The sequence below is a fragment of the Gluconacetobacter diazotrophicus PA1 5 genome, from assembly GCF_000021325.1.
In the GTDB taxonomy this organism is placed as follows: Bacteria; Pseudomonadota; Alphaproteobacteria; order Acetobacterales; family Acetobacteraceae; genus Gluconacetobacter; species Gluconacetobacter diazotrophicus.
Genome location: NC_011365.1, coordinates 2,395,006 through 2,419,431 on the forward strand (window position 1 = coordinate 2,395,006; position 24,426 = coordinate 2,419,431).

Below are 24,426 nucleotides of genomic sequence, written 5' to 3' on the forward strand. Positions count from 1 at the left end.
CGGGGTTCTCCTGCATCAGATGCGGGCGCTGATTTCGGCCTCCAGGGCCTCCAGCCGCGTCTCGAAGGCGCGCAGCAGGTCCGGGCGCACCTTTTCCTTGCTCGCCAGCGCCTTCAGCAGCACCTGGCGGCAGCGATCGTGCGCCGCGTCCAGGTCCTCGGTCCGCGTGGCGCCGGCCAGGCAGTCCAGATAGGCGTTGCGCAGGATCGTCACGCCGGGGCCGGAGCAGGGCAGGGTGGCGAACGCGGCTTCGACGACCCCTTCGACCCACCCGGGCGCGGCGGGAACGTCCTCGGTGGTGGTGGGGTGGGCGGGGGTTTCGGCCGGTCCTGTCATCGGGTCGGTTCCTCCTGTCCGTAATCCTGCCAGTGCTCGCCGCCCATTGCCCAGACCAGCAGCCCCTTCTGCGCGTGCAGCCGGTTCTCGGCCTCGTCGAACACCACCGAATGGGGGCCTTCGAACACGTCCTCGGTCACTTCGTCGCCGATATGGGCGGGCAGGCAGTGCATGAACAGGGCGTCGGGCGCCGCCAGCGCCATCAGCGCGGCATCGACCCGGTACGGGTCGAAGGCGATCAGGCGCTGCGCCGCGTCGGTGTCCGACATGCTGACCCAGGTGTCGGTGACGACGCAGTCCGCCCCGGCGACGGCGGCGCGCGGGTCGGTCGTCACGACGATGTCGGCACCCCCCTGCCGTGCCCATGCCAGGGCCTGGGTGGAGGGCATGTGCCCGGGCGGGGTGGCCAGGCGCAGGCGGAAGCCGAACAGTCGCGCCGCCTCGATGAACGAGGTCGCGACATTGTTGCCGTCCCCCACCCACGCCACCGTGCGGCCGGCGATCGGGCCGCGATGTTCCTCGAACGTCATGATGTCGGCCAGGATCTGCACCGGGTGGGAGTCCGGCGTCAGCCCGTTGATGACCGGCACGCTGGCCCAGCGCGCCAGATCGTGCAGGGCCGCGGTATTGCCGGTGCGCAGCACGATGGCGTCGACGAAGCGCGACAGCACGCGCGCGGTGTCGGCCACGCTCTCGCCCCGTCCCAGTTGCATGTCGTTGGGCGACAGCAGGATGACGTCGCCGCCCAACTGGCGCATCCCGACCTCGAACGACACGCGGGTGCGGGTCGAGGGCTTGGACAGCATCAGGCCCAGCGCGCGGCCCAGCAGCGGCTGGCGGGGATGCAGCGGGCGGGTCCGTCCGTGCTGCATCCGCTTGATGCGGCTGCCCAGGTCCAGGATGGCGCGCAGCGTGGCGCCGTCGAAATCGCGCAGGTCCAGGAAGTGCCGGGGCGGGGCGGTGTTCCGGGCGGTGGTGGGCAGCGCGTTCATGCCACACTCTCCCTGGCCGTCGCCGCCAGGTGCGCCCGCACCCGCAGCGCCGCGTGGCGCAGCCGCCGGCCGGCTTCGGCGCAATCGGCCTCGGTGATCACCAGGGGGGGCACCAGGCGCAGCACGTTGTCCCCGGCGGTGACGCTCAGCACGCCCTCATGCATCGCCGCGTCCTGCACCAGCGCGACCGGAACCGTGCAGCGCAGGCCCAGCATCAGGCCGATGCCGCGCCGCCCGTCGAACAGGTCCGGGAATTCGGCCACCAGTTCGTCCAGCGCGCGGGCCAGTTGCGCGCCGCGCGCCTGCACCTGGTCCAGGAAGCCGGGGGCCAGCAGCACGTCCAGCACCACGTTCGCGGCCGCGCAGGCCAGCGGGTTGCCGCCGAACGTGGTCCCGTGCGACCCGGGCGTCAGGTGGCGGGCCACCGTTTCGGTCGCCAGGATGGCGCCCATCGGGAAGCCGCCGGCGATGCCCTTGGCGGTGGACAGCACGTCGGGCGTCACCCCCGACCATTCATGGGCGAACAGCCGCCCGGTCCGGCCCATGCCGCACTGGACCTCGTCCATGCCCAGATACAGGCCGAATTCGTCGCACGCCGCGCGCAGTTCCTGCAGGAAGCGCGGATCGGCGACGTTGATGCCGCTTTCGCCCTGCACCGGTTCGATCATGATGCCCGCGGTTTCCGCCGTGATGGCGGCGCGCACGGCGTTCATGTTGTTCATCGGCACATGGTCGAATCCCGCGACCTCCGGGCCGAACCCGTCCAGGTATTTCGGGTTGCCGGTGGCGGCCAGCATGGCCAGCGTGCGGCCGTGGAACGCGCCGTCGAAGCAGATGATGCGGTTGCGTTCGGGATGGCCGCCGCGCGCCTGGGCGCGGCGGATCATCTTGACCATGCCTTCGTTCGCCTCGGCGCCCGAATTGCAGAAGAACACGCTGTCGGCGAAGCTGGCGGCGACCAGCCGCTCGGCCAGGCGCTCGGCCTGGGGAACGCGGTACAGGTTCGACACATGCATCACCCGCGCCGCCTGTTCGGCAATGGCCGACACCAGGCGCGGGTTGTTGTGCCCGAGGGACGAGGTCGCGATCCCCGCCCCCAGATCCAGGAATCGTCGCCCGTCCGCCGCGTACAGCCAGCAGCCTTCGCCCCGCTCGAAAGCAAGGTCGGCACGGTTGTAGGTGGGCATCAGGGCGGGGATCATGGAAGGCGGGACCTTATCGTTCTGTCCGGGTCATGGGCCCGGGTTTCGGGGTGTCCAGGCGGAAACGCGAAAGGGCCCACGCGCCGGGGCGGGTGGGCCATGTTTCCATATGCATGATGCGGGTCGGCGCGGGCACAAGTCAAATCCTGTCTCCGCCCCGCCGTCCTTGAACCCCGCCCCGTGCGTGCCAACGTAGCGGATCGGGTCTGCCCAAGGGGGCGTGTCATGAATGCCATCACACTTGTCCTGTCGGCAGCGCTGCTTCTGGCCGGGCTGCTGTTCGGCGGCCTGTGGAGCGCCGAAGGGATGTTCAGCCCGGTGGTCGCCCTGCCGTTCCTGGTCCTGTCGGTGCTGGTGTTCCTGTCGCTGCGGATGGCCAATGTCTGGGAAAAATTCGTCGTGCTGCGGATGGGGCGCCTGCAGGCGGTACGGGGCCCCGGCCTGTTCATGATCGTCCCGGTCATCGACCGGATCGTCGCGATCATCGACGAGCGCATCCAGACCACCGGCTTCAACGCCGAACAGGCGCTGACCCGCGACACGGTGCCGGTGAATGTCGATGCCGTGATCTTCTGGCATGTCCGCGATGCCGAGGCGGCGGCCCTGCGGATTACAAACTACCGCGAGGCCATCGACCGGATCGCCCAGACCTCGCTGCGCGAGATGATCGGCGCGTCCATGCTGGCGGCGCTGCTGTCCGACCGCCGGACGTCCAACGAGCAGTTGCGCGCGGAAATCGGTACCAAGACCGCCGCCTGGGGCATCGACGTGATGTCGGTCGAAATCCGCGACGTCGCCATTCCCGTCGCCCTGCAGGATGCGATGTCGCGCCAGGCCCAGGCCGAGCGCGAAAAGCAGGCGCGGATCATCCTGGGGTCGGCCGAGGCCGAGGTGGCGGGCCGGTTCGTGGATGCGGCCGAGGCCTATGCCGGCCACCCCGCCGCCCTGCAGCTACGCGCCATGAACATCATCTACGAGACGACCAAGGAACGCGGGGCGACGATCCTGATCCCCACCAGCATGATCGACAGCATGAATCCGGCGTCGGCGCTGGTGCTGTCGAATATGGCGCCGCCCGCCGTGCGAAGCGCCGCCGAGTGAACCCGGAACGGTCCTGAAGGACCGTCCCGGGGTGGTAGCGTCAGTGCGATAGCGTCAGTGCGACAGCGTCGCCAGCCACGGCGTCAGGGCCGCCTGGGCCCGGGCCGCGATGTCCGCGTTGGCCGCGATCAGGTCCACGGCCTTCTTCGCTTCGATCGTGGCACCGGTCGACTCCGTGACCGACGGATCGGCCATCAGCGCCTTGGCGACCGCCGGATTGACCGAGTGCCCGGCGATGGCCGGCAGCAGGGCCGACTGCGACCAGGGTGCGAGGTGCGAGCGGATCTGCTTCTGGGTCTCCGGCGCCTGCACCAGCTTGAAGACCAGGTCCGGATCGTCGCCGCGTGCCGCGATCACGGCCAGCGCCCGTGCCACGCGCCCGTTCGGGATCACGCCGCTATAGGCGATCTGCACCGTCTGGCGGATCAGCGCGGGGTCGCTGGACGCGGCCAGCGCATCGAAATAGCGCAGCTTGTCCTCGGTGTTGCCCGCCGCGCGCAGCATCTGCGCCAGGGTGGCGTAGGTCGCGGCATCGGCATGGCGGCCGACGATCCAGGTGACGGGCGCCACCAGGCTGGGCGGCAGCGAGGCCGGGTCCTTGCGGTAGGCCGCGAAGCGGGACTGCGCTTCGGCGACCACGGCGGCATCGTCGAACTGGCCCAGGGTGGCGATCACGCTGGGGCGCAGCAGCGAATCCAGGAAGGATTCACCCGGACGCGGCGCCCAACCCAGGCGCGCCAACTGCGGGCCCAGCAGGGCGCGGGCGAAGGCGCGGAAGGCCGGGCGCGACGGGCTGCCGCGTTCCATGGCGTCCAGTTCCTTCAGGTGCGCGATCGTGTCCGACCAGACGGCGATGTTGTCCTCGTGCGTCGCCGGCAGGGCGGCCACCAGGTCCAGCCACGCCGAAAGCGGCGCCAGCCCGGCCTGGAACAGCGCGAACTGGTCACCCAGCAGGTTGGCCCGGTCGGCCGCGCCCAGCTTGGCGAATGCCGTCTTCAGGGCCGCCAGGGACGCCGTGTCATACTGGGTACGGTAATATCCGTTCTCGCCCAGATTGGCCTTCAGCGCCGCGTCGCACCCGTCGAAGGTCAGCGTCGCCGCATGGTCCGGCGTCAGGATCGTGCGCTGGGCGGCGATGCCGGGGCCCCCCACCGTGACGGGGATGTTCCAGCGCGCGGGCAGCGGATGCGGGTCGCTGATGGCGAAGCGGCCTTCGGTCAGGCTCAGGGTCGTCTTGCCGGCCTGGCAGCGGCGCGCGACCGTGACCAGCGGAATGCCCGGCTGTTCGGTGAAGCTGCGTGCGACGGTGGCCACGTCCTGGTGCGAGGTCTGCGCCAGCGCGGCCCACAGGTCGGCGCTGGTGGTGTTGCCGTAGGCATGGGTCTTCATGTAGGTGCGCATGCCGTCGCGGAAGGTATCGGGACCCAGCCAGTCCTCGATCATGCGGATGACCTGCTCGCCCTTCTGGTAGCTGATCCGGTCGAAGGCGGTATTGGCCTCGCTGACGTCATGGATCACCTGCTGGACCGGGTGGGTCGTCGGATGGGCGTCCTGCGCCATCGCCTGTTCACGGTCGGTATGCTGGCGCGGCCACATCTGCCAGGTCGGGTTGAAATGGTCGGTGGCCTTGGTCTCCATCCAGGTGGCGAAGCCCTCGTTCAGCCAGATATTGTCCCACCATCCCATGGTCACCAGGTCGCCGGACCATTGGTGCGCCATTTCATGCGCCACGACGATATAGACGATTTCCTGCGTGGTCGGCGCACTGGTCTTGGGATCGAACAGCAGGTCGTCGTCGATGAAGGTGATGGCACCCCAGTTTTCCATCGCCCCGGCCTCGTAATTTCCGGGAATGGCGATCAGGTCCATCTTCGGCAGCGGATAGGCCACGCCGAAATACTCGTTGTAATAGGGCAGGATCTGCGACGCGGCGGTCAGGGCGTAGCTGCCGTTCTGCTGCTCGCCGGTGGGGGCGTAGACGTTGATCGGGGTGTCGCCGCCCTTGCCGCTGACGGCGGACACGTCTCCGGCCACCAGCGCCAGCAGATAGGTGGACATGCGCGGTGTGGTGCCGAACACGACCCGCTTGGACTGCCCCCCGGCCGGCGAGGTGGAGACGATGGGCATGTTGCTGATCGCCACCGACGCTTTCGGCAGCGTCGCCGTCAGCTGGAACGTCGCCTTGAAGGACGGCTCGTCCCAGCCCGGGAACATGCGCCGGGCGTCCGCGACCTCGAACTGCGTGACCAGCATGCGCTGCTGCTTGCCGTCGGGGGCACGGTAATCGTCGTAATAGATTCCGTTCGGGGTGGCGGGGATGGGACCGCGATACGTGATGACCAGCGTATGGTGGCCGGCTGCCATCGGATGCTTCAGGGTCAGCGTCGCCGTCTGCGCGTGGTCGTCCTGGGTAATCTTGGCCGCTGCGCCGTCAAGCGTTGCCGATACCAGCGTCAGGCCGGCCTGGTTCAGTGTGATGCTGTCCGTGGGGGCGGTCGCGTCGACGTCGATGCTCTCGTGCCCACGCAGGGTCAGGCGCTTCATATCGGTGACGAGGTCGATCCGGTACGCGCTGGGTACCACGGTCTTGGGCAACTGGCCCGGCGCATGGACAAAATCGAACGGTGATTCGCCAAAGGCCGGCCCCGACAGCAGGGCCGTGCCCGCTAGCAGCAGGGTGGCGATGGCAGGTCTAAAATTCATACGGAAGCTCCGATTTCTGAGTCATAACAGGTGACTCTCCATCAGGCATTGTTCCTCTGTTGTCTGCTCAAGGCAAATTAAAGAGTGTAGAGTAAGTCGGTCGCATCCTGCACCCAACCGTCAAATATTCGAAAATTTCTCAAGTCAAGATCGTAATACACCCACAAAATATAAATAAAATTATCTCGTCTCTATATATAAATTAAAAACAGTGCCATTCAATTTTTATTGGAAAAAACACAATACTTTCAGTGTCTGAAACAGACAATTGTACGTGTGTCGGTCAATTTTGTCAAAATCACTTCGAATGGAAGATAATATTTTGTTATTTTTTAAGTATTTATGATTCGATATTCGTGAGGATCGAACCAGTTCACTAAGATATGATTCGTTTTCTTTTATTCCCCGTATTGCGACGGGGTCAAATGTTTCTTTTACGTAGGCCCTTTCGTACATATCGTTGTTGAGGAGAAGGGAAATGGATTTTCGCAGGATATTCCTGTTGCTTCTGTATTTATAAGGAAGTTTCGATATGAATTGCGAAAGTTGTATGTTCTGGTACGGATAGACCGGCCAGATCCCGTGACGCAGCAACCGTTGAGATCTGCTGGCGGAAGAGTACCAGCAACTTTCCGCAAGCCATCCAGCGGGATACGATATGTGAACGGTGCGTGCATAATTCTGTCCCGCTTCGGTCAGAAACGGACAGTTGGCAGCGTGTTCCCGGTTTCTGCCGCCATCTTCGTCTTCATATATTACGTAGAGTTCATCTCCGCCCAATCCTGAAATCAGGGTGTCTATGCCTGCGGCTTGCGCGACGCCGAGGCTGGCTTCGAAAATTTCCGGATAGCTTTCATCTTCGGGCATGACGCCATATCGGACCCGGCGGAGGCTGGTCTCGCCGAACGGTGCCAGTCGCGCCGCGGGAAGGTTCAGATTGTCAAAGCCGCCGGCTTGTATCAGGGCGGTGCATCTTTCTTGTTGGGCCGCTCCCATCGTGCCATCGAATTGGGCGGTAATGCTGAACAGGCCGTCACCGAGAAGATTTTTTGCAATCATTGAACTGAGTGCGGAATCCATTCCGCCACTCAATTCCACGGCCGTTCGACGATTTTCCAGGGGGCGGGCGCCCAACAGGGCTTCGAGCGCGCTTATGAAGTGACGTTCAATGTCGCCGTTATCAATTTGATCGAATGGCGCGGAGAAAGTAACAGGATAGGGCAGGCTGATTTCTATACCATTCTTGGAGGCTGCAAGAATAGCGCCCGCGGTCGTGCGAACGACGCCTTCAACGACTGTACGATGACCGTAGGGCATAATGCCCTGGATTTGGGTGATCACGACGTCCCATGCAACGTCGATATCAGTATCTTTTAACAGACGCCGATAATCCCAGTCGATGGAAACTCCGCCTGGATCATGCTTGAGATAAAACGGAGCGTAAACGATCGATGAGGCATGACAGGAAAAAGTCAGAGACTCTCGGTCGATTATGATCGCGGAAAAATCCAGAAGTCTCAGATGATACTGTTTGATTCGATCGTCTATTAATTCATCACGAACAGATTTTTCGTCCAGAAAGCCGGATGATTCATCCGAAAATCGTTCGCTGTTGAAAATGGCGACTCGTTTCCGACTGATGAGTATTTCCGTAAAAAGAAGTCGATGTTGAAACGGATGGAGACCGGAGGAGCCAAAAAAGATCCCCTCGCCATCAATAACAAGGGGGGAATTGAGATCTGAAAAATTTATTCTTCCGGAAAACATGATGACACGAAGTGCTTGTATCTATTTTATCATTCGGGCGGGTAGCCACCGATGGAGTCCGATCCGTCCACCCTCTTGCGAACGATGGGACGAACCCCGCGCTCGTTCACGCTTCCGACGAGCAGAGTGCGGAGAGCAGAAAACACGTCCTGCAATTGGGTATTTTTATTTGAAGAAGACATAGCACAATCCCTTGTTATGGTTTCACGCAAGTCAATCCCCTTCTCCTTCAGGAAAGAAGAAGGTAGCACGATTTTCGCTGCTGTTTCGAAGTCCTGTCAAGGTAATTGAAGCGTGCTGCAGTTTTGTTTTGCAAAAATGTGACATGCAATCAGTGGTATGCAATAAAAATAAATAAACGCCCCGATATTTATCGAATATTATTTCACAATATCCCGGCGTCTGCTGCGGAGGCACCGATTGGCGGCGGATGTCAGAGCCTGTGTGACAATGGGGACTGGTACGCGAAAGCGGTCCAAAACGCATCGGAGTCGTATCTGTAAATGGAAGGATACGACGGCAGATTTTCAATCAGTGTATCCGGATAAAAAAAAGGGGGTGGTCTGAAAGACCACCCCCTCTTGACGGTGCTGTGAACGATCAGAGACGGACGTTCACACCGAACTGGAAGGACCGCATGATGATGCCCTTCTGCGTCCAGGAAGAGTTGTACAGGTAGGAACCATAGGTCGCGTAATCGTACGGCGAGCGGAAGCCCAGCAGGTTATAGACGTTGGCATAGACCGACCAGCGCGGGTTGATCTGGTAGTTGACCGTCAGGTCAACGTCCCACCAGTTTTTGACATGGCACTGGGTGCTGGGGGCACCGGTCGCGCCGTAGCCCGACAGGGTGTATGCGCACGTGTTGGTGTTGGCGCCGTTCTGGTCTTCAGCGGTGGTCTTGTAGCCACTGGTGTAATAGACCGTCGGCGTGACGCCCAGACCCTTCCAGCTGAAGGTGTTCGACCAACTGGCCTTCCAACGCGGTGTGCCAGAGGCCGACACCTGCTCGTACGGACCAATCGTCCCGGCGTAGTGATAGACGCTGCCGTCCGGCAGCGTCAGGTTGGACGCATGCACATACGTGGCCGTGCCCTTACTGAACCACAGCACGTCATGCAGCGGACCGGGCAGATGACGGGTGGCGTCGATCGACAGATCCACACCATTGGTCATGTAGCTGCGGGCGTTCATGTACTGGTCAGTGAAGATACCCGGAGATGCCTTCGCGCCAGGAGCCTGGATATCCGCAATGGACGGAGTGGCCGACAGGATGCCCGACGGTAGAGCTTCGCCCAGGATGTAGTCATTGGCCGCCGCGACGGGATTCACGTACGGGTTCGCCATGATGTAGTTGGTTTTTTTGATGTAGTAATAGTCGGCCGACAGGTGCAGCCAGTCCAGCGGGCTGATCACCGCCCCGCCGGTGAAGTTGGTCGAAATTTCCGGCTTCAGGTTGGGATTGCCCACCGTGTTGACGCCGATGGAATACGGATTCGTTGCATAGCCGTCGTTGCCGTGCGTCGCCTGCCAGGCTGCGATGCCCGGAATGGAGCTGTTCGGCGTGTACCCCGTGAAGCCGAGGACGGAGCCGCTGGTTTCAGCAAAGCTGGGCACGCGGAAGCCGCGCGAGAACGTGCCGCGAAGCGCAAACTGCTTCACCGGCTTGAAGTTCACGCCAACCTTCGGCGAGAAGTGATGCATTCCGGTGGAGTAGTTGTCGTAGCGGCCGGAGATGTCCGCGTTCAGCATCTTGATGATCGGCAGACCCACTTCGAAGTAGCCCGATTCAACCCAGCGGCTGCCCTTGGCGCTGAAGGGATTGATGCCGGCCCATTCGTTCGCAGGATTGGCCGTCTGCGGGTTGGCATTGGGGTCGTTGACCGATTCCCAGCGGATGTTGCCGCCGATAGCGACATTGACCATGCCGCCCGGAAGCTTGAACAGCCCCTTGCTGACATGCATGTCTTCCGAATATTCCTGCGTACGGGCATTCAGCACGTTGCGGGGCGCGATGGAATTCAGTTCACTCTTGGAATTCGCGGACGGATTGGCGAAGTTATAGCTGCCGCTCGTGATCGAATTCTCGATGCCGCTGATCGTCGGGAAACCGGTATCCACCTGCTGCAGGACCGTGTTCATGCCGACGAAGTTGATGTCGTAGTTCCAGTTCGAACCCCATTTTGACGGGGCCCAGCCGGAATAGCGCATCGATCCGCGGAAGTTCTGGCTGAACTCCGTGGTGAACGGCTGCAGTCCGCCGTACGTGGCCAGGACCTGTGCCGCCTGCCCGTACGGGTTGTAGGGGCTCGTGCTCGGCAGGTAGGTGTTCTGCGCCGTGGCGGTCAGATAGGGGGTCGATGCCAGGGTCGAATAGGGCGGATTCGCGTTGTAGCTCGACTGGACCTGCGAGTAGTTGAACATCGTCACGAACTGCGAACGCGGCGTCACGTTGGCGATGAAATGCGCCGTGGCGTTGATGCGACGGAGTTCGGGCTGGATTTGCTTGTAGGCACCGACCGCGTTCTGCGTGCAGGTCGTGCTGACGCCCGGCGCACCCGACACAGAGCCGCTGACCTTGCCGATGACGCCCGCGCCCGTGCACCCGGCGCTCGGGTTCAGCAGTTGCCAGGGGCCCGTGTTGCTCGGAATGCTGCCGCCGGTTGAAGTCGGCGTAAATCCGATGGGCGAGACGACGGCCGTCGGCGTGGCGCCGAAGTTGTTGATCGTCGATCCGGGGGCGTTGGTGTTTCCGTTATACCCGCCGGCGAGCCCGCTGAGGTCGCCTGTATTGTACGGATAGCCGAGCTGACGGTTGTACAGCGCGTCATCCTGCTGGTATTCGGAGTTGAGGTAGAAGTTCCAGCCGTCGCGGTCCAGATCGCCCCAGCCATAGGTGGCATACAGCTTCTGGTGACCGGCATCGCCACGCTGGCTCAGGCCGCCTTCGGCATTACCTTCGAAGCCCTTGATCTGCTTGCGCGTGATGTAGTTGACGACGCCAGCCACGGCATCGGCACCATAGGTGGCGGAGCCACCATCCTGCATCACGTCCACCCGATCCATGATCGAGGACGGCATCCAGTTGGTGTCGACGAAGTTACGCTCGCCGTCATCGGCCAGCGGGTAGTAGGACAGACGCTGCCCGTCCATCAGAACCAGGGTCGAGTCCGTGCTCATGCCGCGCAGCGAGGGGGCGGAGGCACCGCCGGCAAATGCGCCGTAGGCGGAGAACGAGTTCGTCAGGTTGCCCGCGCCATTGGCGGACAGGACCTGCAGCGCGTCGGTCACGGTTTTCAGCCCGCGCGCGGCCATGTCCTTGCGCGTCACCTCGGTAATGGGCGAGGCGCTGGCCAGGTTCGGATCGCGGAACAGCGTGCCGGTCACGATCACGTTTTCAGCCGCCGGCGCGTTGTCCGGCGCAGACGTGGCATTGGCCGCGCCCGCGATGATCGACGCGTTGCGGGCGGAAGACGTGGTCGCGGGAACCCCTGCCGGCGGGATGGCTGCCGCCGGAGCCACGGCGGCGGGGGCCGCACGGGTCGGGGTGACCGTCTTCGCCTTGGCCGTCGTGTGACGGGTCGTGGTCTTGTGGTGGTGGGTCGGCGTCGCCGTCGTGGCGGGCGCAGCCGTCTGGGCCGAGGCCAGGGCGGGCGTCGCGGCGATCGCCGTGGCGCACAGCAGCATGCGCCCGCGGTTGCGCAGCGCGGGTTGGATTACGAGGAAGGGCGAAGGGCGTCGTCGCTTGCGTTCCGCGCCCGGTGCGCGGGGCGGCGTCTCACCGGTTGGTGCCATGAAATACCTGCATTCAAGTTGATTCGAAAAACCATCGAGCGGTGCTCCGGTACAATATGCCATCAAATCGTAACTTGTTGGCAACATGGCGGGGGGGGGATGTGCTGAAACTGTCCTTCCGTGGCATCTATGCAACAGGAACGGATCCTGCACGTCGGATGTTTACAAAAGTCACGATAAAATCGGAATGATTCTCGATACGGGATGTGGCCGCGCTGACGGACCTGCCGTTCGGCAGGTTTGGTGCGGGCCTGTGAATAATCCGGAATGACAACGAAGTGATCCACCGATCGAAGATCAGGCGCATGAAACGACCAGCACTGATGCGATCGGGAAGGAAACGAATCGGATTCGATTCGGATTTTTCATAAAGTGCGAAAAATCTAGATTTTTGTAATATTATTTCGATATTGCGCTATTTGAATCCAGATCATTGCGTTCTACATAAGAAATGACGCCCGACAGGCCTATTTTTTGAGATTGGGCGCTATTCGGGCTTTCTGTCGAGTCGTTGCGATGTCGCACTGTGGCCGCGGCGTGGTGCGGGGGTTGTATCCGTAAAGCCACAATGCGTCCGGGACCGCGCGCGCGGGTGTCAGTAGCCGCGTGCGACGTCCACCGCGTCCATGACCGGCAGGTCCGCGCGCAGGCGGCGGATGTTTTCCGCCACCTGCGGCGCGGCCGAGTCCGGCAGCGCGGCCGAGGCCACGTGCGGGGTGATCAGGACGTTCTCCATCCGCCAGAGCGGATGGTCCCCGGGCAGCGGTTCCTGCGCGAACACGTCCAGCGTCGCCTGGCCGATCTGTCCCGATTCCAGGGTCGCGACCAGCGCGTCCTGATCGACGATGGCGCCGCGCGCGACATTGACGAATGCCGCCCCGCGCGGAAGCATCGCCAGCCGTTCGGCGTCCAGCAGCCCGATGGTCTGCGGTGTCTTGGGCAGCAGGCAGACCAGGATGTCGCAGCCGCCCAGGAAGTCCGGCAGGCTGTCCATGCCGGAATAGCAGGTGATGGCGGGGTCGGATTTCGGGCTGCGCGACCAGCCGCGCACGGTGAAGCCCTGCCGCGCGCACTCACGTGCCGCCAGCAGGCCCAGTTCGCCCAGGCCCATCACGCCCACCCGCGTCAGGTTCAGCGGCCGGGGTTCGATGAAGTGCCATTGTCCCCGGCGCTGCGCGGCCTCGAACGCCGGAATGTCGCGCGCCAGGCGCAGGGTCGCGAACAGCACGTAGCTGGCCATCATCCGCGACATCAGCGGGTCGTGCAGCCGGGTGATCGCAACCCCCGGCGGCAGGTCGTCGCGTGTGACCAGCGCGTCCACCCCGGCCCCCAGGGCGACGATCATCCGCAGGTTGGGAAAGCGCGCGAAGAAGCCGCGCGGCGGGCTCCAGACCAGGGCATAGCGGACGGCGGCGGGGTCGGTCACGTCGTCGGCCAGGACGAAATCCAGGTCCGGCAGCAGGCCGGCCAATGCGGCCCGCCACGGTTCGGGGTTGTCCACCTGGCTGTAGAAGACCGCCGCATCCTTCATGTCCCGCTCCCGTCCGATCAGTTCGGGTCCGATCCTATCGGCATCGCAAGGCGGCTGGGAAGGGGGGCTTGTCACCGCGCCCCGTGGTTTAGCGCTTCGCCTTGCGCCGCTTTTCGCGCGACGCCGCCTGGGACGGCGCGGTGCTGCCGCCCCGGGCGCGGTCCAGGACGAAGCGGGCGTAATCGTCCATGTCGCCGTCGAACGGCGCCACCGTATTGTCCGCCGCCAGCCACAGCCGGTCGGCCACCAGTTCCATCAGCGAGCGGTCATGGGTGATCAGGATCACCGCGCCCTCGTATTCGTTCAGCGCGTCCAGCAGCGCGCGCCGGCTGTCGATGTCCAGATGGTTGGTCGGTTCGTCCAGGATCAGCAGGTGCGGGGCCGCCATCGCCACCAGGTTCAGCAGCAGCCGCGCCCGCTCGCCGCCCGACAGGGCCTCGACCGTCGTGCCCTGCTTTTCGAAATGGATGCCGAACTGCGCCAGGCGCGAGCGGTGCGACTGGTCGCTGTCCTGCGGCCGCGCCGCGCGCATGATGTCCAGCGGCGTGTCGCTGGGGTTCAGGGCCTCGATCTGATGCTGGTGGAACCAGCCGACCTCCATCCGCGCCGACCGCGTCACCCGGCCCGACCGCGCGGCCAGCGCCCCGGCCGCCATCTTGGCGAAGGTCGACTTGCCCGCGCCGTTGACGCCCAGCAGCCCGATCCGGTCGTCGATATCCAGCCGCAGGTCCAGGCCGCGCAGCACCGGCGCGTCGTCGCCATAGCCGATCTCGACATCTTCCAGCCGCATCAGCGGCGGTGCCAGCGGGCGCGGCGGCGAGGGCAGGATGAAGGGCGACACCCGGGCCTCGATCGTGGTGGCCACCGGCTCCAGCTTGGCCAGCCGCTTCATGCGGCTCTGCGCCTGGGCGGCCTTGCTGGCCTTGGCCTTGAACCGGTCGACGAAGGATTGCAGATGCGCGCGCTCGGCCTCCTGCTTGGCGCGGGTGGCGCTTTGCAGGCGGATCTTCTCGGCGCGCTGGTGCTCGAACGAATCGTAGCCGCCGGAATAGAGTTCCAGCTTGCCCTCGGTGACGTGCAGCGTGAAATCGACCGAATTGTTCAGCAATTCCCGGTCATGGCTGATGATCAGCGCCGAATGCGGATAGCGCGCCAGCCGGGCCTCCAGCCACAGCGCACCTTCCAGGTCCAGGTAGTTGGTCGGTTCGTCCAGCAGCAGCAGGTCGGGCTGGGAAAACAGGGCGGCCGCCAGGGCCACGCGCATGCGCCAGCCGCCGGAAAACTCGGCCATGGGCCGGTCGAGGTCGGCGGTGGAGAACCCCAGCCCGTTCAGGATTTCGGCGGCGCGGGCGGGGGCGCTGTCGGCGTCGATCTCGATCAGACGCGCCCAGATGTCGCCCATGCGCTCGGGCTCGGCGGTGTCCAGTTCGGCCATCAGGGCGGCGCGTTCGGTATCCGCCGCCAGGATCGTCTCGATCAGGCTGACCGGCGTCGCGGGATGTTCCTGGTCCACGGCGGCGATCCGGGCCGCGCGGGGGATGGAAATCTCGCCCGAATCGGGTTGCAGCTCGCCCTTGATCAGCTTGAACAGCGTGGATTTGCCCACCCCGTTGCGGCCGACCAGGCTGACCTTGGACGGGTTGGGCAGCGTGACGCTGGCCCGGTCGAAGAACCGCCGCCCCCAGGCGTTGAAGACAAGCGAATCGATCTGGAGCATGAGGCGGTCCGTGGGGTTTGGATTGGGAAGGGCGGATTCAGAGGTCGGGGGCGGGCGGCGGGGCGGCCCGGCCGCCCGACTGCCGGATCACGATGCCGATGATCGACGACAGGACGATGCACAGGATTCCCGTCCATTGCGACGGGTCCGGATGCTCGCCCAGCAGCACCAGGCCGATGACCACCGCCATGGCCGGGTCCAGGCTGCTGAGGATGCCGTACTGGCGCGGGTGCAGCCGCTTCATGGCCAGCATTTCCAGCGTATAGGGCACGGCGGAGGACAGGATCGCCACCAGGCCGGCCAGGAGGCCGGCGTGGGGATGGGACACGATGCGCGGCAGGGTCGCCGCCGCCAGCGGCGTCAGCAGCAGCGCCCCCACCCCCAGCCCGATCGCGGTGGCCCGCGTGGCGTCGATCCGCCGGCTGACCCGTGCGCCGATCACGATATAGGCCGCCCATGACGCGGCGGCCAGCAGGCCGAAGCCCACGCCCAGCGGGTCCAGCCCCCGCCCGCGCAGCACCGCGCCCGGTTGCAGCAGCAGGTCCAGCCCCGCCGCCGCCAGCGCGACCAGCAGCAGGTCGACGGGCCGGCGCGATCCCAGCAGGGCCAGCGCCAGCGGGCCCAGGAATTCGATCGCCACCGCGATCCCCAGCGGCAGCCGCGCCAGGGACAGGTAGAACGTCATGTTCATCAGGCAGACCACCGTGCCGTATTGCACGATCAGCCACAGGGTGGCGCGGTCCGGCACCATGCGCCATGGGCGCGCCAGCGCGCACAGCACGATCGCGGCGATCCACAGCCGCAGCCCGACCATGCCCAGCGGTCCGAACAGCGGGAACAGGTCTTTTGCGATCGACGCGCCCATCTGGAACGAGGCGATCCCGCACAGCATCAGCAGCGCGCCGCCCACCGGCCCGCCGTCCGATTGCCCGTCGGCGGGCGCGCCGGGTGCAAGAGCGGCCTGGGATGTACTGGCGGTCATGGAACTCCTGCGGCCCGGGGCGCAGCCCGGACAGACATTCAAACGTCCAGGTCTTCGACGGTCTGCGCGTGTTCCTGAATGAACTGGAAGCGCAGTTCCGGCCGCCGTCCCATCAGATGTTCGACCCGGTCGCTGGTCAGGGCGCGGTCCTCGGGACGGGTGACGACTTTCAGCAGCGTGCGGTGCCGTGGGTCCATCGTCGTCTGCTTCAGGTCGCCCGGCGGCATCTCGCCCAGGCCCTTGAAGCGCGAGACCTCGACCTTGGCATTCGGCTTGAAATTCGATTTCAGCTTCCGCTCGCGGTCGGTGTCGTCCATCGCATAGATCGTCTTGCCGCCCTGCGTCAGCCGGTACAGCGGCGGCTGCGCCAGGTACAGATGCCCCTGGCGGATCAGGTCGGGCAGTTCGCGATAGAAGAACGTCATCAGCAGCGACGCGATATGCGCGCCGTCCACGTCGGCGTCGGTCATGATGACGATGCGGCCGTAGCGCAGGCGGGTCGCGTCGAACCGTTCGCCGATGCCGCAGCCCAGGGCCTCGACCAGGTCGCGCAGTTCCTGGTTGGCGCGCAGCTTCTCGGTCGAGGCGCTGGCGACGTTCAGGATCTTGCCGCGCAGCGGCAGCACGGCCTGGGTTTCGCGGTTTCGGGCCTGCTTGGCCGACCCGCCGGCCGAATCGCCCTCGACCAGGAAGATCTCGGTCTCGGCCGCGTTCTCGCGCGTGCAGTCGGTCAGCTTGCCGGGCAGGCGCAGCCGCCGGGTCGCGCTCTTGCGCGGCGTGTCTTTCAGGTCCTTGCGGCGCAGCCGTTCCTCGGCCCGCTCGATGATGAAGGCCAGCAGGTTGTCGGCCTGTGCCGGATGGCCGGCCAGCCATTGCTCGAACCGGTCGCGCAGCGCGGTCTCGATCAGGCGGCTGGCCTCGGACGAGGTCAGCTTTTCCTTGGTCTGGCCCTGGAATTGCGGGTCGCGGATGAACACCGACAGCTTGGCGGCGATGGCGCCCAGCACGTCATCGGCGTTGACCGCCGCCGCGCGCTTGTTCGACCGCTGTTCGCCCCAGGCGCGGAAGCCCTTCAGCAGCGCGGCGCGAAACCCGGCTTCGTGCGTGCCGCCCTGCGGCGTCGGGATGGTGTTGCAGTACGAGGACAGGCTGGCCGACCCCGATTCCAGGAACGCCACCGCCCATTCCATCCGGCCGGTATCGGCGCCGTCTGGCCCCACCGGCAGGTCGGCCTCGCCGGACCACATCTCGGTCAGCAGGGCGGCGTTGCCCAGTTCGTCGCGCAGGCTGTCGGCCAGGCCGCCGGGGAAGTGCAGCACCGCCTCGGCCGGGATGTCCGCGTCGCGGACCAGCGCCGGGTCGCACGACCAGCGGATGGTGACGCCGCGGAACAGGTACGCCTTGGACCGGCACAGCCGGTACAGCCGCGCGGGCGAGAAATGGATCCGGCCGAAGATCTGCGGATCGGGGGTGAAGCGGATCTGCGTGCCGCGCCGGTTCTGGGTCGCGCCGACCTTTTCCAGCACCGTGACGGGATGGCCGCGTTCGTATACCTGGCGCCAGACGGCGCGGTCGCGGGCGACCTCGACCTCCATCCGCGCCGCCAGGGCGTTGACCACCGACGACCCGACGCCGTGCAGCCCGCCGGAGGTGGCATAGGCCTTGCCCGAGAACTTGCCGCCCGCGTGCAGCGTGGTCAGGATGACCTCCAGCGCCGAGCGATCCTTGAATTTCGGATGCGGGTCGACCGGAATGCCGCGCCCGTTGTCGCGGATCGTCAGCCAGTCGCCTGCTTCCAGCGTGACGTCGATGGTGGTGGCGTGACCGGCCACGGCCTCGTCCATCGCGTTGTCCAGGATCTCGGATGCCAGGTGGTGGTACGCGCCCTCGTCGGTGCCGCCGATATACATGCCGGGCCGGCGCCGGACGGGTTCCAGCCCCTCCAGCACCTCGATGGCGCTGGCGTCGTACTCCCCGCCGGCATCGTCCCGCACCGGGGCCGGCGGGGCGGACGCGGCCGCGCGGCCCCGGGGCTCCCGCTTCGGTCGCGCCGCGGAAAAGAGATCATCGTTCATGGAGTGTTCTTTGTTCCGCCGGCCGGTCCGCTGTCAAGCGGACTCGGTCCGGGGGCGGCGTCAGCTCCGGGCCGTCGTATGGGCGGCGGAGGGCTTGCGGCCGCGATAGCGGGTCCGCACCTCGTTGCGCAGGGTGCGCTCCGGCGCGGCGCAGGTCTCGTAGGACGCGGGCTGGATGATGTCCTTGGCCTGGGCGTAGCTGGACAGGTCGGCGGAGGATTCCAGGACCGCGACCTCGTCGAACATCGCGGCGCGCTGGTCGCAGAAGGCGGTGCCGGATTTCAGCCCCCGCTCGGACTGCACGTTGGCCAGCTGGGTGATGTAGTCGTCGTGCTCGCGCTGCGCGCTGCGGCCGTAGGTGGTGTGGAAATAGGCGTTCAGCGTCCCTTCCTCGTCCAGCAGCTTGGTGCGGAACTTGGCGACGAAGCTGTTGTACCGGTCCTGCATGTTGCACGACAGCGCCGTGACCATCAGTTCGCTCTTCAGCCCCTGGACGTCGAAGGCCTCGTGCGCCGGCGAGGACGTGCACTGGCTGACGGCGAAGGCCGCCTGCGCGTTGGTCACGATGCCGGCAAGGGCCAGGGCGGCAACCGTGGCGCGCCAAATCGGAAAGGACATGGTGTGGTTTCTCCAAGACCGACCAGGATGCTGCGCCGGGTTGGGGTCGGCAACATGAACCGGCATGTGAACTAGGCTTGCTAGAACTTTATAATAGCAGCATAACCTTCGCCATGGTGTTGGCAATCACATTTTGATGCCGCCGCCGGCTGGAATCGGCTTCTATCCCCCGGATCGCCGACTCGCAAGGATCGGGTCGGGCCTTTCGTAGGGGGCGCCATTGTTCTAGTGTCCTGCCTCCGAAATTCGCAGACGGATTTCGGAGAGCGGCATGCCGTCAAGGCATTGTTTTATCTGGTGTCCTGGACTATCGACCCCGCGCGCGTGCACGGGGGTCCATGAGCAAAGCGGAGCTGACGAGTGCGAGTGCGACTGTCTTCTGCAATCCTGGTGGCGGCGTCCGCCCTGCTGGCCGGATGCCAAACCAAGCCTGTGCTGCAGGTGGCCAAGACCCCGAACCCGTTCGGCTACATGAAGCGTTCGGCGGTGTGCCAGGTCGGGCCGGTCAAATCCTCGCCTTCCGGCCAGATGGAGGCGACGATGGCCGTCCGCAGCGACGATGGGAATTGCGGCGTCGTGATCCAGCAGACGGGCGGCGGGTCCTATGCCTCGTTCGGGGTGTCGCCCGCGCCGGAACACGGCAAGGTCTTCCTCTATAATTACGATGATCACACCTATGTGATGTATACGCCCAACACCGCCTATGCCGGGAACGATCATTTCACCGTGACCCTGATTCGCGGGGTCGGCCAGCCGCGCCAGTACCTGACGGTCACGGCCAGCGTCGATGCGACCGGCGTCGTGGTGCCGACCCCGATCGTGGCGCCCCCCGCGCCCGCGACGCCGGCCCGGACATCGACCCGGCATCGCACGACCAGGACCCCGGCGAAGAGCCAGAAGACGACGCCGGCGGCTCATTAACGAGCCTTCGGGAGCCCATTGTCCGGCCCGAGCCCGGGCCGGGCGCGGCCCGTCAGATCGAGAAGGTGATGGGTTCCGCCATGGGCCGGCGCATGCCGCTGGATTCCGCGCGGCGGACCAGGTCGTCCAGGGTCAGCTTGCGGCACTGGGTGGACAGCGTGTCGTCCAGCTTCTGCCAGCAGGGTTCGATCACCTTGGTGAACAGCGCGCCCACCGGCCCGTCATCGGACGACGAATCATCGGCGGTCGCGATTTCGACGATGTCGGCCAGGGTGATATCCCGCCGGGGCCGGCCCAGGCGGTAGCCGCCGCGCGGCCCGCGCACGCTTTCCAGCAGGCTGGACCGCGACAATGTCTGCAGCAGCGGCTCGATCCCGCGCCGGGCCAGGCCGGCGCGTTCGGCGATGTCGGCGGCGCTGACGGTACCGCTTCGCCCGGCATGGAATGCGACGTCGAGCATGATGAGCACCGCGATCATGGCCCTGTCACGCCGAAGAAGCATCCTGGGTCTCTCCTGTGCTGGATTCGCCGCGCCCATCGGGGGGCATGGCCCGTGTGATGGCGCGAAGCTAACAGGAATGGGGACGATGATCCACGCTTCTGTTTGGTATGAAGGTGGATTATGTCGAAGATTACGATTAAATCCGTGCCAGGGACTGCGCATACGGATTGAAGGAAGGACCGACCCATGGACAACACGGCGGTGGACGACCGGCTGGGCCTGGCGCGCCCGCGGGGGCGGGTGTACGATTCGATCGTCGATACGGTCGGCGGCACGCCGCTGGTGGCCCTGCCGCACCTGACGCGCGAGGACGAGATTGCCAGCCGCATCCTGCTGAAGCTGGAATTCTTCAACCCGCTGGGATCGGTCAAGGACCGCATCGGCGCGGCCATGGTGCTGGCCGCCGAACAGCGGGGCGACATCACGCCCGGCCGGACGGTGCTGGTCGAGCCGACATCGGGCAATACCGGCATTTCGCTGGCCTTCGTCGCCGCCGCGCGCGGCTATCGCCTGATCGTGACCATGCCCGAGGGCGCGTCGCTGGAGCGGCGCAAGATGCTGCGCCTGCTGGATGCGGAACTGGAACTGACGCCGGCCCGACTGGGCATGGCCGGGGCCATCGCCCGGGCCGAGGACATCCTGAAGAAGACGCCCGACGCCTGGATGCCGCGCCAGTTCGACAATCCCGACAACCCGGCCGTCCACGCCGCCACCACGGCCGAGGAAATCTGGACCGACACGGACGGCGCGGTGGATATCGTGGTGGCGGGCGTGGGCACCGGCGGCACCGCCAGCGGCATCGCCCATGCGCTGAAGCCGCGCAAGCCTGGCCTGGCGGTCTATGGGGTGGAACCGGTCGAAAGCGCGATCCTGAACGGGGACGAGGCCGGGCCCCACGGCATCCAGGGCATCGGCCCCGGCTTCTGCCCCCGCACGCTGGACCTGCCGGCGCTGGACGGCGTGCTGACGGTGTCCGAGCGCGAGGCCATCGCCGCCGCCCGCCGCTGCGCGCGGCTGGACGGGGTGCCGATCGGCATTTCCTCGGGCGCCGCGCTGCATGCTGCCCTGAAGCTGGCCGAACGGCCGGAAAACGCGGGCAAGACGATCGTGGTCATCGCGCCCTCGTTCGCCGAACGCTACCTGTCCACGTCGCTGTTCACCGGCCTGGCCTGACGTTCCGGTGTCGGCCCCTGCGCTGTCTTCTATGAGGACTGCGCGGTCACGTCGATGTCGACACCGACGTCCAGCGCCACCCACTGGCCGCTTGCCCATGGGCCCTGGCCGATGCCGAACGGCGAGCGGATCAGGGTGAGATGGCCCTTGGCGTGTGCGGTCGTGCCGGTGATATCCAGCGTGAACGGCAGCGTTTCCGGCTGGCCGACGCCGCGTATGCTCAACTCGCCCTGGGCCGTGTAGGCATTCCCGCCCCTGGACTGGAAATGCGTGGCCTCGAACGTCGCCTTGGGGAACGCCGCGACATTGAACCAGTCGGCGCCCGGCAGGGCCTCGTCGCGCTGCCGGTCGCCGGTCACGGCGCTGGCGACGTCGATCGTGACCAGGGCGTGCCCGGCGTCCGGGTGGGCGGGATCGAAGGTGATCGTGCCGCCGAAGCGTTTGAAATGGCCGGTGAACGCGGCGCCGGTCTGCGTGCCGGTAAAGGTGATCGTGCTGTGGGCCGGATCGATCGTCCACTCGGCGGCCAGGGCCGGCGCGGTGGGGGCGAGCAGGGCCGTGCCGAGAAGCACGGCTCCCAGGGGGGAAAGACGCATGGAGCGGGTTCCTGTCAGGCAGGTTGCGACGGTCTGGCGGCGTCGTGGCGGGTGGGCAGCATCTGCCGCAGGACGCCGTCCTTCAGGATGACATGATGGCGCAGCGCGGCGGCGACATGCAGGGCGATGACCGCCGTCAGGATCCATGCGCTCCAGTGATGCAGGGTCTTCAGCGCGGCTTCGACCGGGGCCTTGTCGTGCAGGCTGGCCAGGACCGGCAGGTGCGGCCACGGCACGACGCCATACAGCACGGTCGGGATATTGAAGACCGAAGCCGAGACCAGCGCCCAGCCGCTGAGCGGAAGCAGGATCTGCAGCCCGTACAGCAGCCCGTGCGTGCCATGCGCGGCCTTGCGTTCGATTTCGGGCAGCGTGGCCGGCAGGGCGGGCGGCGTGTGGAACAGCCGCCAGAGGATGCGCAGTACGACCGCCAGCATGACGGTGACGCCGATCGATTTATGCAGTTGGTAAAGCTTGAAGACCTGCATGGGCGGCAGGGACAGATGGTCCATGGCCAGGCCCATGCCGATCAGGGCCAGGATGCCCGCCGCGATCACCCAATGGAGGATGATCGCGACCAGGCTGTAGCGGCCGGGGGCGCCGGCCGTGTCGGAGGCGGCCGGCATGACCCGATCAGCCCTGGCGTTCGAACGCGCCGGCGATATGCAGGTCCACCGCGTCGCCGACATAGGGGACATACTTCTTCACGCCGAAATCGCTGCGGTTGACCGTGCCGGTCGCCTCGAAGCCGACGGTGTATTTCTTGTCCATCGGGTTCACGCCCGCGCCGATGAAGCGCACCTTCAGCGTTTCAGGCTTCGTGATGCCGTGGATCGTCAGGTTGCCCGTGACGGTCGCGCGATCCTTGCCGGTGGGGATGACCTTCGTCGAGGTGAAGGTGGCGTTGGGGAATTGGGCGGCATCGAACCATTCCGCGCCCTTCAGTTCCTCGTCCAGCTTCCCGCTGGTCGTCTGCACGGACGCGACGGGAATGGTGACGTTCAGGGCCGAGCCGGACGGCGCCTTGGGATCGAGCGTCAGGGTGCCCGATACGTTCGAGAACAGGCCCGAATAATAGGTGAAGCCGAAATGCAGCAGCGAGAAGCCGACCTGCGTGTGGCTGGGTTCGACCTGGTAGGTGCCGCCCTGCACGTCGGCGGGCTTGGCCGGGGTCTGGGCCGAGACGGCGCCGGCCGTGACGGCGAGCAGGACGGTTGCGGCGGCGGACGCCGAAAGAAGGGAACGAAACATCGTATGATCCTGAATGTGTCGGGGAATTAAGCGGAAAGCTTGGCGGCGATCTGCGCCACATGCTGGCCGAGGAAGCGGGCGCCATCGCGTTCGTTGTCGCTGACCGCGCGCGATCCGTCGCCGGCCGCGATCGTCGTGGCGCCGTAGGGCGCGCCGCCGGTGATCTCGTCCAGGCGCATCTGGCCCTGGAAATTATAGGGCAGGCCGCTGATGACCATGCCCTGGTGCAGCAGGTTGGTGATGACGGAGAACAGGGTGGTTTCCTGACCGCCATGCTGCGTCGCGGTGGAGGTGAAGGCCGCGCCCACCTTGCCGATCAGCGCGCCCTTCATCCACAGGCCGCCGGTCTGGTCCCAGAAGCTGGCCATCTGCGACGCCATGCGGCCGAAGCGCGTCGGCGTGCCGACGATGATCGCGTCATAGGCTTCCAGGTCGGCCGGTGTCGCGATCGGCGCGGCCTGGTCCAGCTTGAAATGGTGGGTGCGGGCAACGTCTTCCGGCACCGTTTCCGGCACGCGCTTGATGTCGGCCTGCGCCCCGGCGGCGCGCACGCCCTCGGCCACCGCTTCGGCCATCGTTTCGATGTGGCCGTAGGTGGAATAGTAAAGAACGAGAACCTTGGTCATTGCTTCTCTCCTGCCCGGATGGCGTCGGGTGGTTCGCCGACGACACGTGCCGATGCAGAAGTGTTAGACCGATCAGGGTGACGAAAGAATGAAAATGAACGAAACTGTTCGTTTCCATAATTTTACCGACACGGGGCCGGCCCCAGGCCGGAGCGGGGCCCGACGCCCCGCCCGGCCCTCGCTTACCGGTCGTAATCGCTGACCATGTCGAAGAATTTCATCTCCGCCGGCTGGGCCAGCAGCTCGGGCTGGCGCTTGAACCAGTCCTGCTGGTAGGGCAGCGCCATGTGGCGGTCGAGGTCCGCCCGCTCGACCCAGTTTTCATAGAACATGAAGACCAGCGGGTCATCCTTGCTGACCTGGAGCTGGTATTCCAGGCACCCGGGCTCGCTGCGGGACTTGTCGATGAAGGTGCTGAGCAGGGCCAGAAGCTCCTCGCGCCTCTCGGGCCGGGCGCGCAGGGTCGCGGTCAGGGTGCAGCCTGGAGCGGTCATGGTTGTTTTCCTTGTTCTTGTTGATGTTCTGGAAAAAAGACACG

The 24,426-nt window shown here is 65.4% G+C and carries 20 protein-coding genes; 3 read left to right on the forward strand and 17 right to left on the reverse strand.

What is annotated here, in order from left to right:
• Nucleotides 1-15: 15 nt before the first annotated feature.
• The 3 genes from GDIA_RS10905 to GDIA_RS10915 are packed head-to-tail and all read right to left on the reverse strand — an operon-like array spanning nt 16 to nt 2,530.
• The gene (locus GDIA_RS10905; RefSeq protein ID WP_012554168.1) at nt 16-336 is read right to left on the reverse strand and encodes a hypothetical protein; all 321 of its coding nucleotides are present in this window, start codon (nt 334-336) and stop codon (nt 16-18) included.
• Nucleotides 333-1,328: an ornithine carbamoyltransferase gene (gene argF / locus GDIA_RS10910; RefSeq protein ID WP_012554169.1), complete on the reverse strand. Its 996-nt coding sequence runs from the start codon at nt 1,326-1,328 to the stop codon at nt 333-335. Before argF ends, GDIA_RS10905 begins: the two co-directional genes overlap by 4 nt.
• Nucleotides 1,325-2,530: an aspartate aminotransferase family protein gene (locus GDIA_RS10915; protein ID WP_012554170.1), complete on the reverse strand. Its 1,206-nt coding sequence runs from the start codon at nt 2,528-2,530 to the stop codon at nt 1,325-1,327. Before GDIA_RS10915 ends, argF begins: the two co-directional genes overlap by 4 nt.
• A 225-nt stretch (nt 2,531-2,755) precedes the next feature.
• On the opposite strand from GDIA_RS10915, the gene GDIA_RS10920 reads away from it, so the two are divergent.
• Nucleotides 2,756-3,631 carry a slipin family protein gene (locus GDIA_RS10920; protein ID WP_012554171.1) on the forward strand — a complete coding sequence of 292 codons (876 nt, stop codon included), beginning with the start codon at nt 2,756-2,758 and terminating at the stop codon, nt 3,629-3,631.
• Between the two features lie 54 nt (nt 3,632-3,685).
• On the opposite strand, the gene GDIA_RS10925 is transcribed toward GDIA_RS10920, so the two are convergent.
• The 8 genes from GDIA_RS10925 to GDIA_RS10960 form a co-directional block, all read right to left on the reverse strand.
• Nucleotides 3,686-6,334, reverse strand: a complete 2,649-nt coding sequence (locus tag GDIA_RS10925; RefSeq protein ID WP_012554172.1) for a M1 family metallopeptidase — start codon at nt 6,332-6,334, stop codon at nt 3,686-3,688.
• A gap of 225 nt (nt 6,335-6,559) precedes the next feature.
• Nucleotides 6,560-8,101: an asparagine synthase gene (locus tag GDIA_RS18620; RefSeq protein WP_012554173.1), complete on the reverse strand. Its 1,542-nt coding sequence runs from the start codon at nt 8,099-8,101 to the stop codon at nt 6,560-6,562.
• 600 nt (nt 8,102-8,701) lie between these two features.
• On the reverse strand, nt 8,702-11,896 hold the full coding sequence (locus GDIA_RS10935; protein WP_012554174.1) for a TonB-dependent receptor plug domain-containing protein: 3,195 nt from the start codon (nt 11,894-11,896) through the stop codon (nt 8,702-8,704).
• 595 nt (nt 11,897-12,491) lie between these two features.
• Entirely contained in the window at nt 12,492-13,427 is a 936-nt protein-coding gene (locus GDIA_RS10940; protein ID WP_012554175.1) for a 2-hydroxyacid dehydrogenase, read from the reverse strand.
• Nucleotides 13,428-13,515: 88 nt separating this feature from the next.
• Nucleotides 13,516-15,144, reverse strand: a complete 1,629-nt coding sequence (locus tag GDIA_RS10945; RefSeq protein WP_012554176.1) for an ABC-F family ATP-binding cassette domain-containing protein — start codon at nt 15,142-15,144, stop codon at nt 13,516-13,518.
• Between the two features lie 37 nt (nt 15,145-15,181).
• A complete protein-coding gene (locus GDIA_RS10950; protein ID WP_012554177.1) occupies nt 15,182-16,126 on the reverse strand; it encodes an EamA family transporter in 945 nt (314 codons plus the stop codon).
• A gap of 38 nt (nt 16,127-16,164) precedes the next feature.
• Nucleotides 16,165-18,201 (reverse strand): DNA topoisomerase IV subunit B, encoded by a 2,037-nt coding sequence (gene parE / locus GDIA_RS10955; protein ID WP_012554178.1) that lies wholly within the window; start codon nt 18,199-18,201, stop codon nt 16,165-16,167.
• 60 nt (nt 18,202-18,261) lie between these two features.
• Nucleotides 18,262-18,819, reverse strand: a complete 558-nt coding sequence (locus GDIA_RS10960) for a hypothetical protein (RefSeq protein WP_012554179.1) — start codon at nt 18,817-18,819, stop codon at nt 18,262-18,264.
• Between the two features lie 360 nt (nt 18,820-19,179).
• On the opposite strand from GDIA_RS10960, the gene GDIA_RS10965 reads away from it, so the two are divergent.
• On the forward strand, nt 19,180-19,740 hold the full coding sequence (locus GDIA_RS10965; protein WP_012554180.1) for a hypothetical protein: 561 nt from the start codon (nt 19,180-19,182) through the stop codon (nt 19,738-19,740).
• Between the two features lie 52 nt (nt 19,741-19,792).
• Here the strand turns inward: GDIA_RS10965 and GDIA_RS10970 are convergent, their stop codons facing one another.
• Nucleotides 19,793-20,242: an RrF2 family transcriptional regulator gene (locus GDIA_RS10970; RefSeq protein ID WP_012224804.1), complete on the reverse strand. Its 450-nt coding sequence runs from the start codon at nt 20,240-20,242 to the stop codon at nt 19,793-19,795.
• Between the two features lie 186 nt (nt 20,243-20,428).
• Between GDIA_RS10970 and cysK the strand changes: the two genes are divergently transcribed.
• A complete protein-coding gene (gene cysK, locus GDIA_RS10975) occupies nt 20,429-21,415 on the forward strand; it encodes a cysteine synthase A (RefSeq protein ID WP_012554181.1) in 987 nt (328 codons plus the stop codon).
• 29 nt (nt 21,416-21,444) lie between these two features.
• Here the strand turns inward: cysK and GDIA_RS10980 are convergent, their stop codons facing one another.
• From GDIA_RS10980 to GDIA_RS11000, 5 genes are all read right to left on the reverse strand, one after another.
• Nucleotides 21,445-22,011: a YceI family protein gene (locus GDIA_RS10980; RefSeq protein WP_012554182.1), complete on the reverse strand. Its 567-nt coding sequence runs from the start codon at nt 22,009-22,011 to the stop codon at nt 21,445-21,447.
• Between the two features lie 14 nt (nt 22,012-22,025).
• Entirely contained in the window at nt 22,026-22,637 is a 612-nt protein-coding gene (locus GDIA_RS10985) for a cytochrome b (protein ID WP_012224810.1), read from the reverse strand.
• Nucleotides 22,638-22,644: 7 nt separating this feature from the next.
• Nucleotides 22,645-23,262: a YceI family protein gene (locus GDIA_RS10990; protein ID WP_012224813.1), complete on the reverse strand. Its 618-nt coding sequence runs from the start codon at nt 23,260-23,262 to the stop codon at nt 22,645-22,647.
• A gap of 26 nt (nt 23,263-23,288) precedes the next feature.
• Nucleotides 23,289-23,888 (reverse strand): NAD(P)H:quinone oxidoreductase, encoded by a 600-nt coding sequence (wrbA, locus tag GDIA_RS10995; RefSeq protein WP_012224814.1) that lies wholly within the window; start codon nt 23,886-23,888, stop codon nt 23,289-23,291.
• Between the two features lie 182 nt (nt 23,889-24,070).
• Nucleotides 24,071-24,382, reverse strand: coding sequence for a putative quinol monooxygenase (locus GDIA_RS11000; protein ID WP_012224819.1), 312 nt, complete (start codon nt 24,380-24,382; stop codon nt 24,071-24,073).
• Between the last annotated feature and the right edge of the window lie 44 nt (nt 24,383-24,426).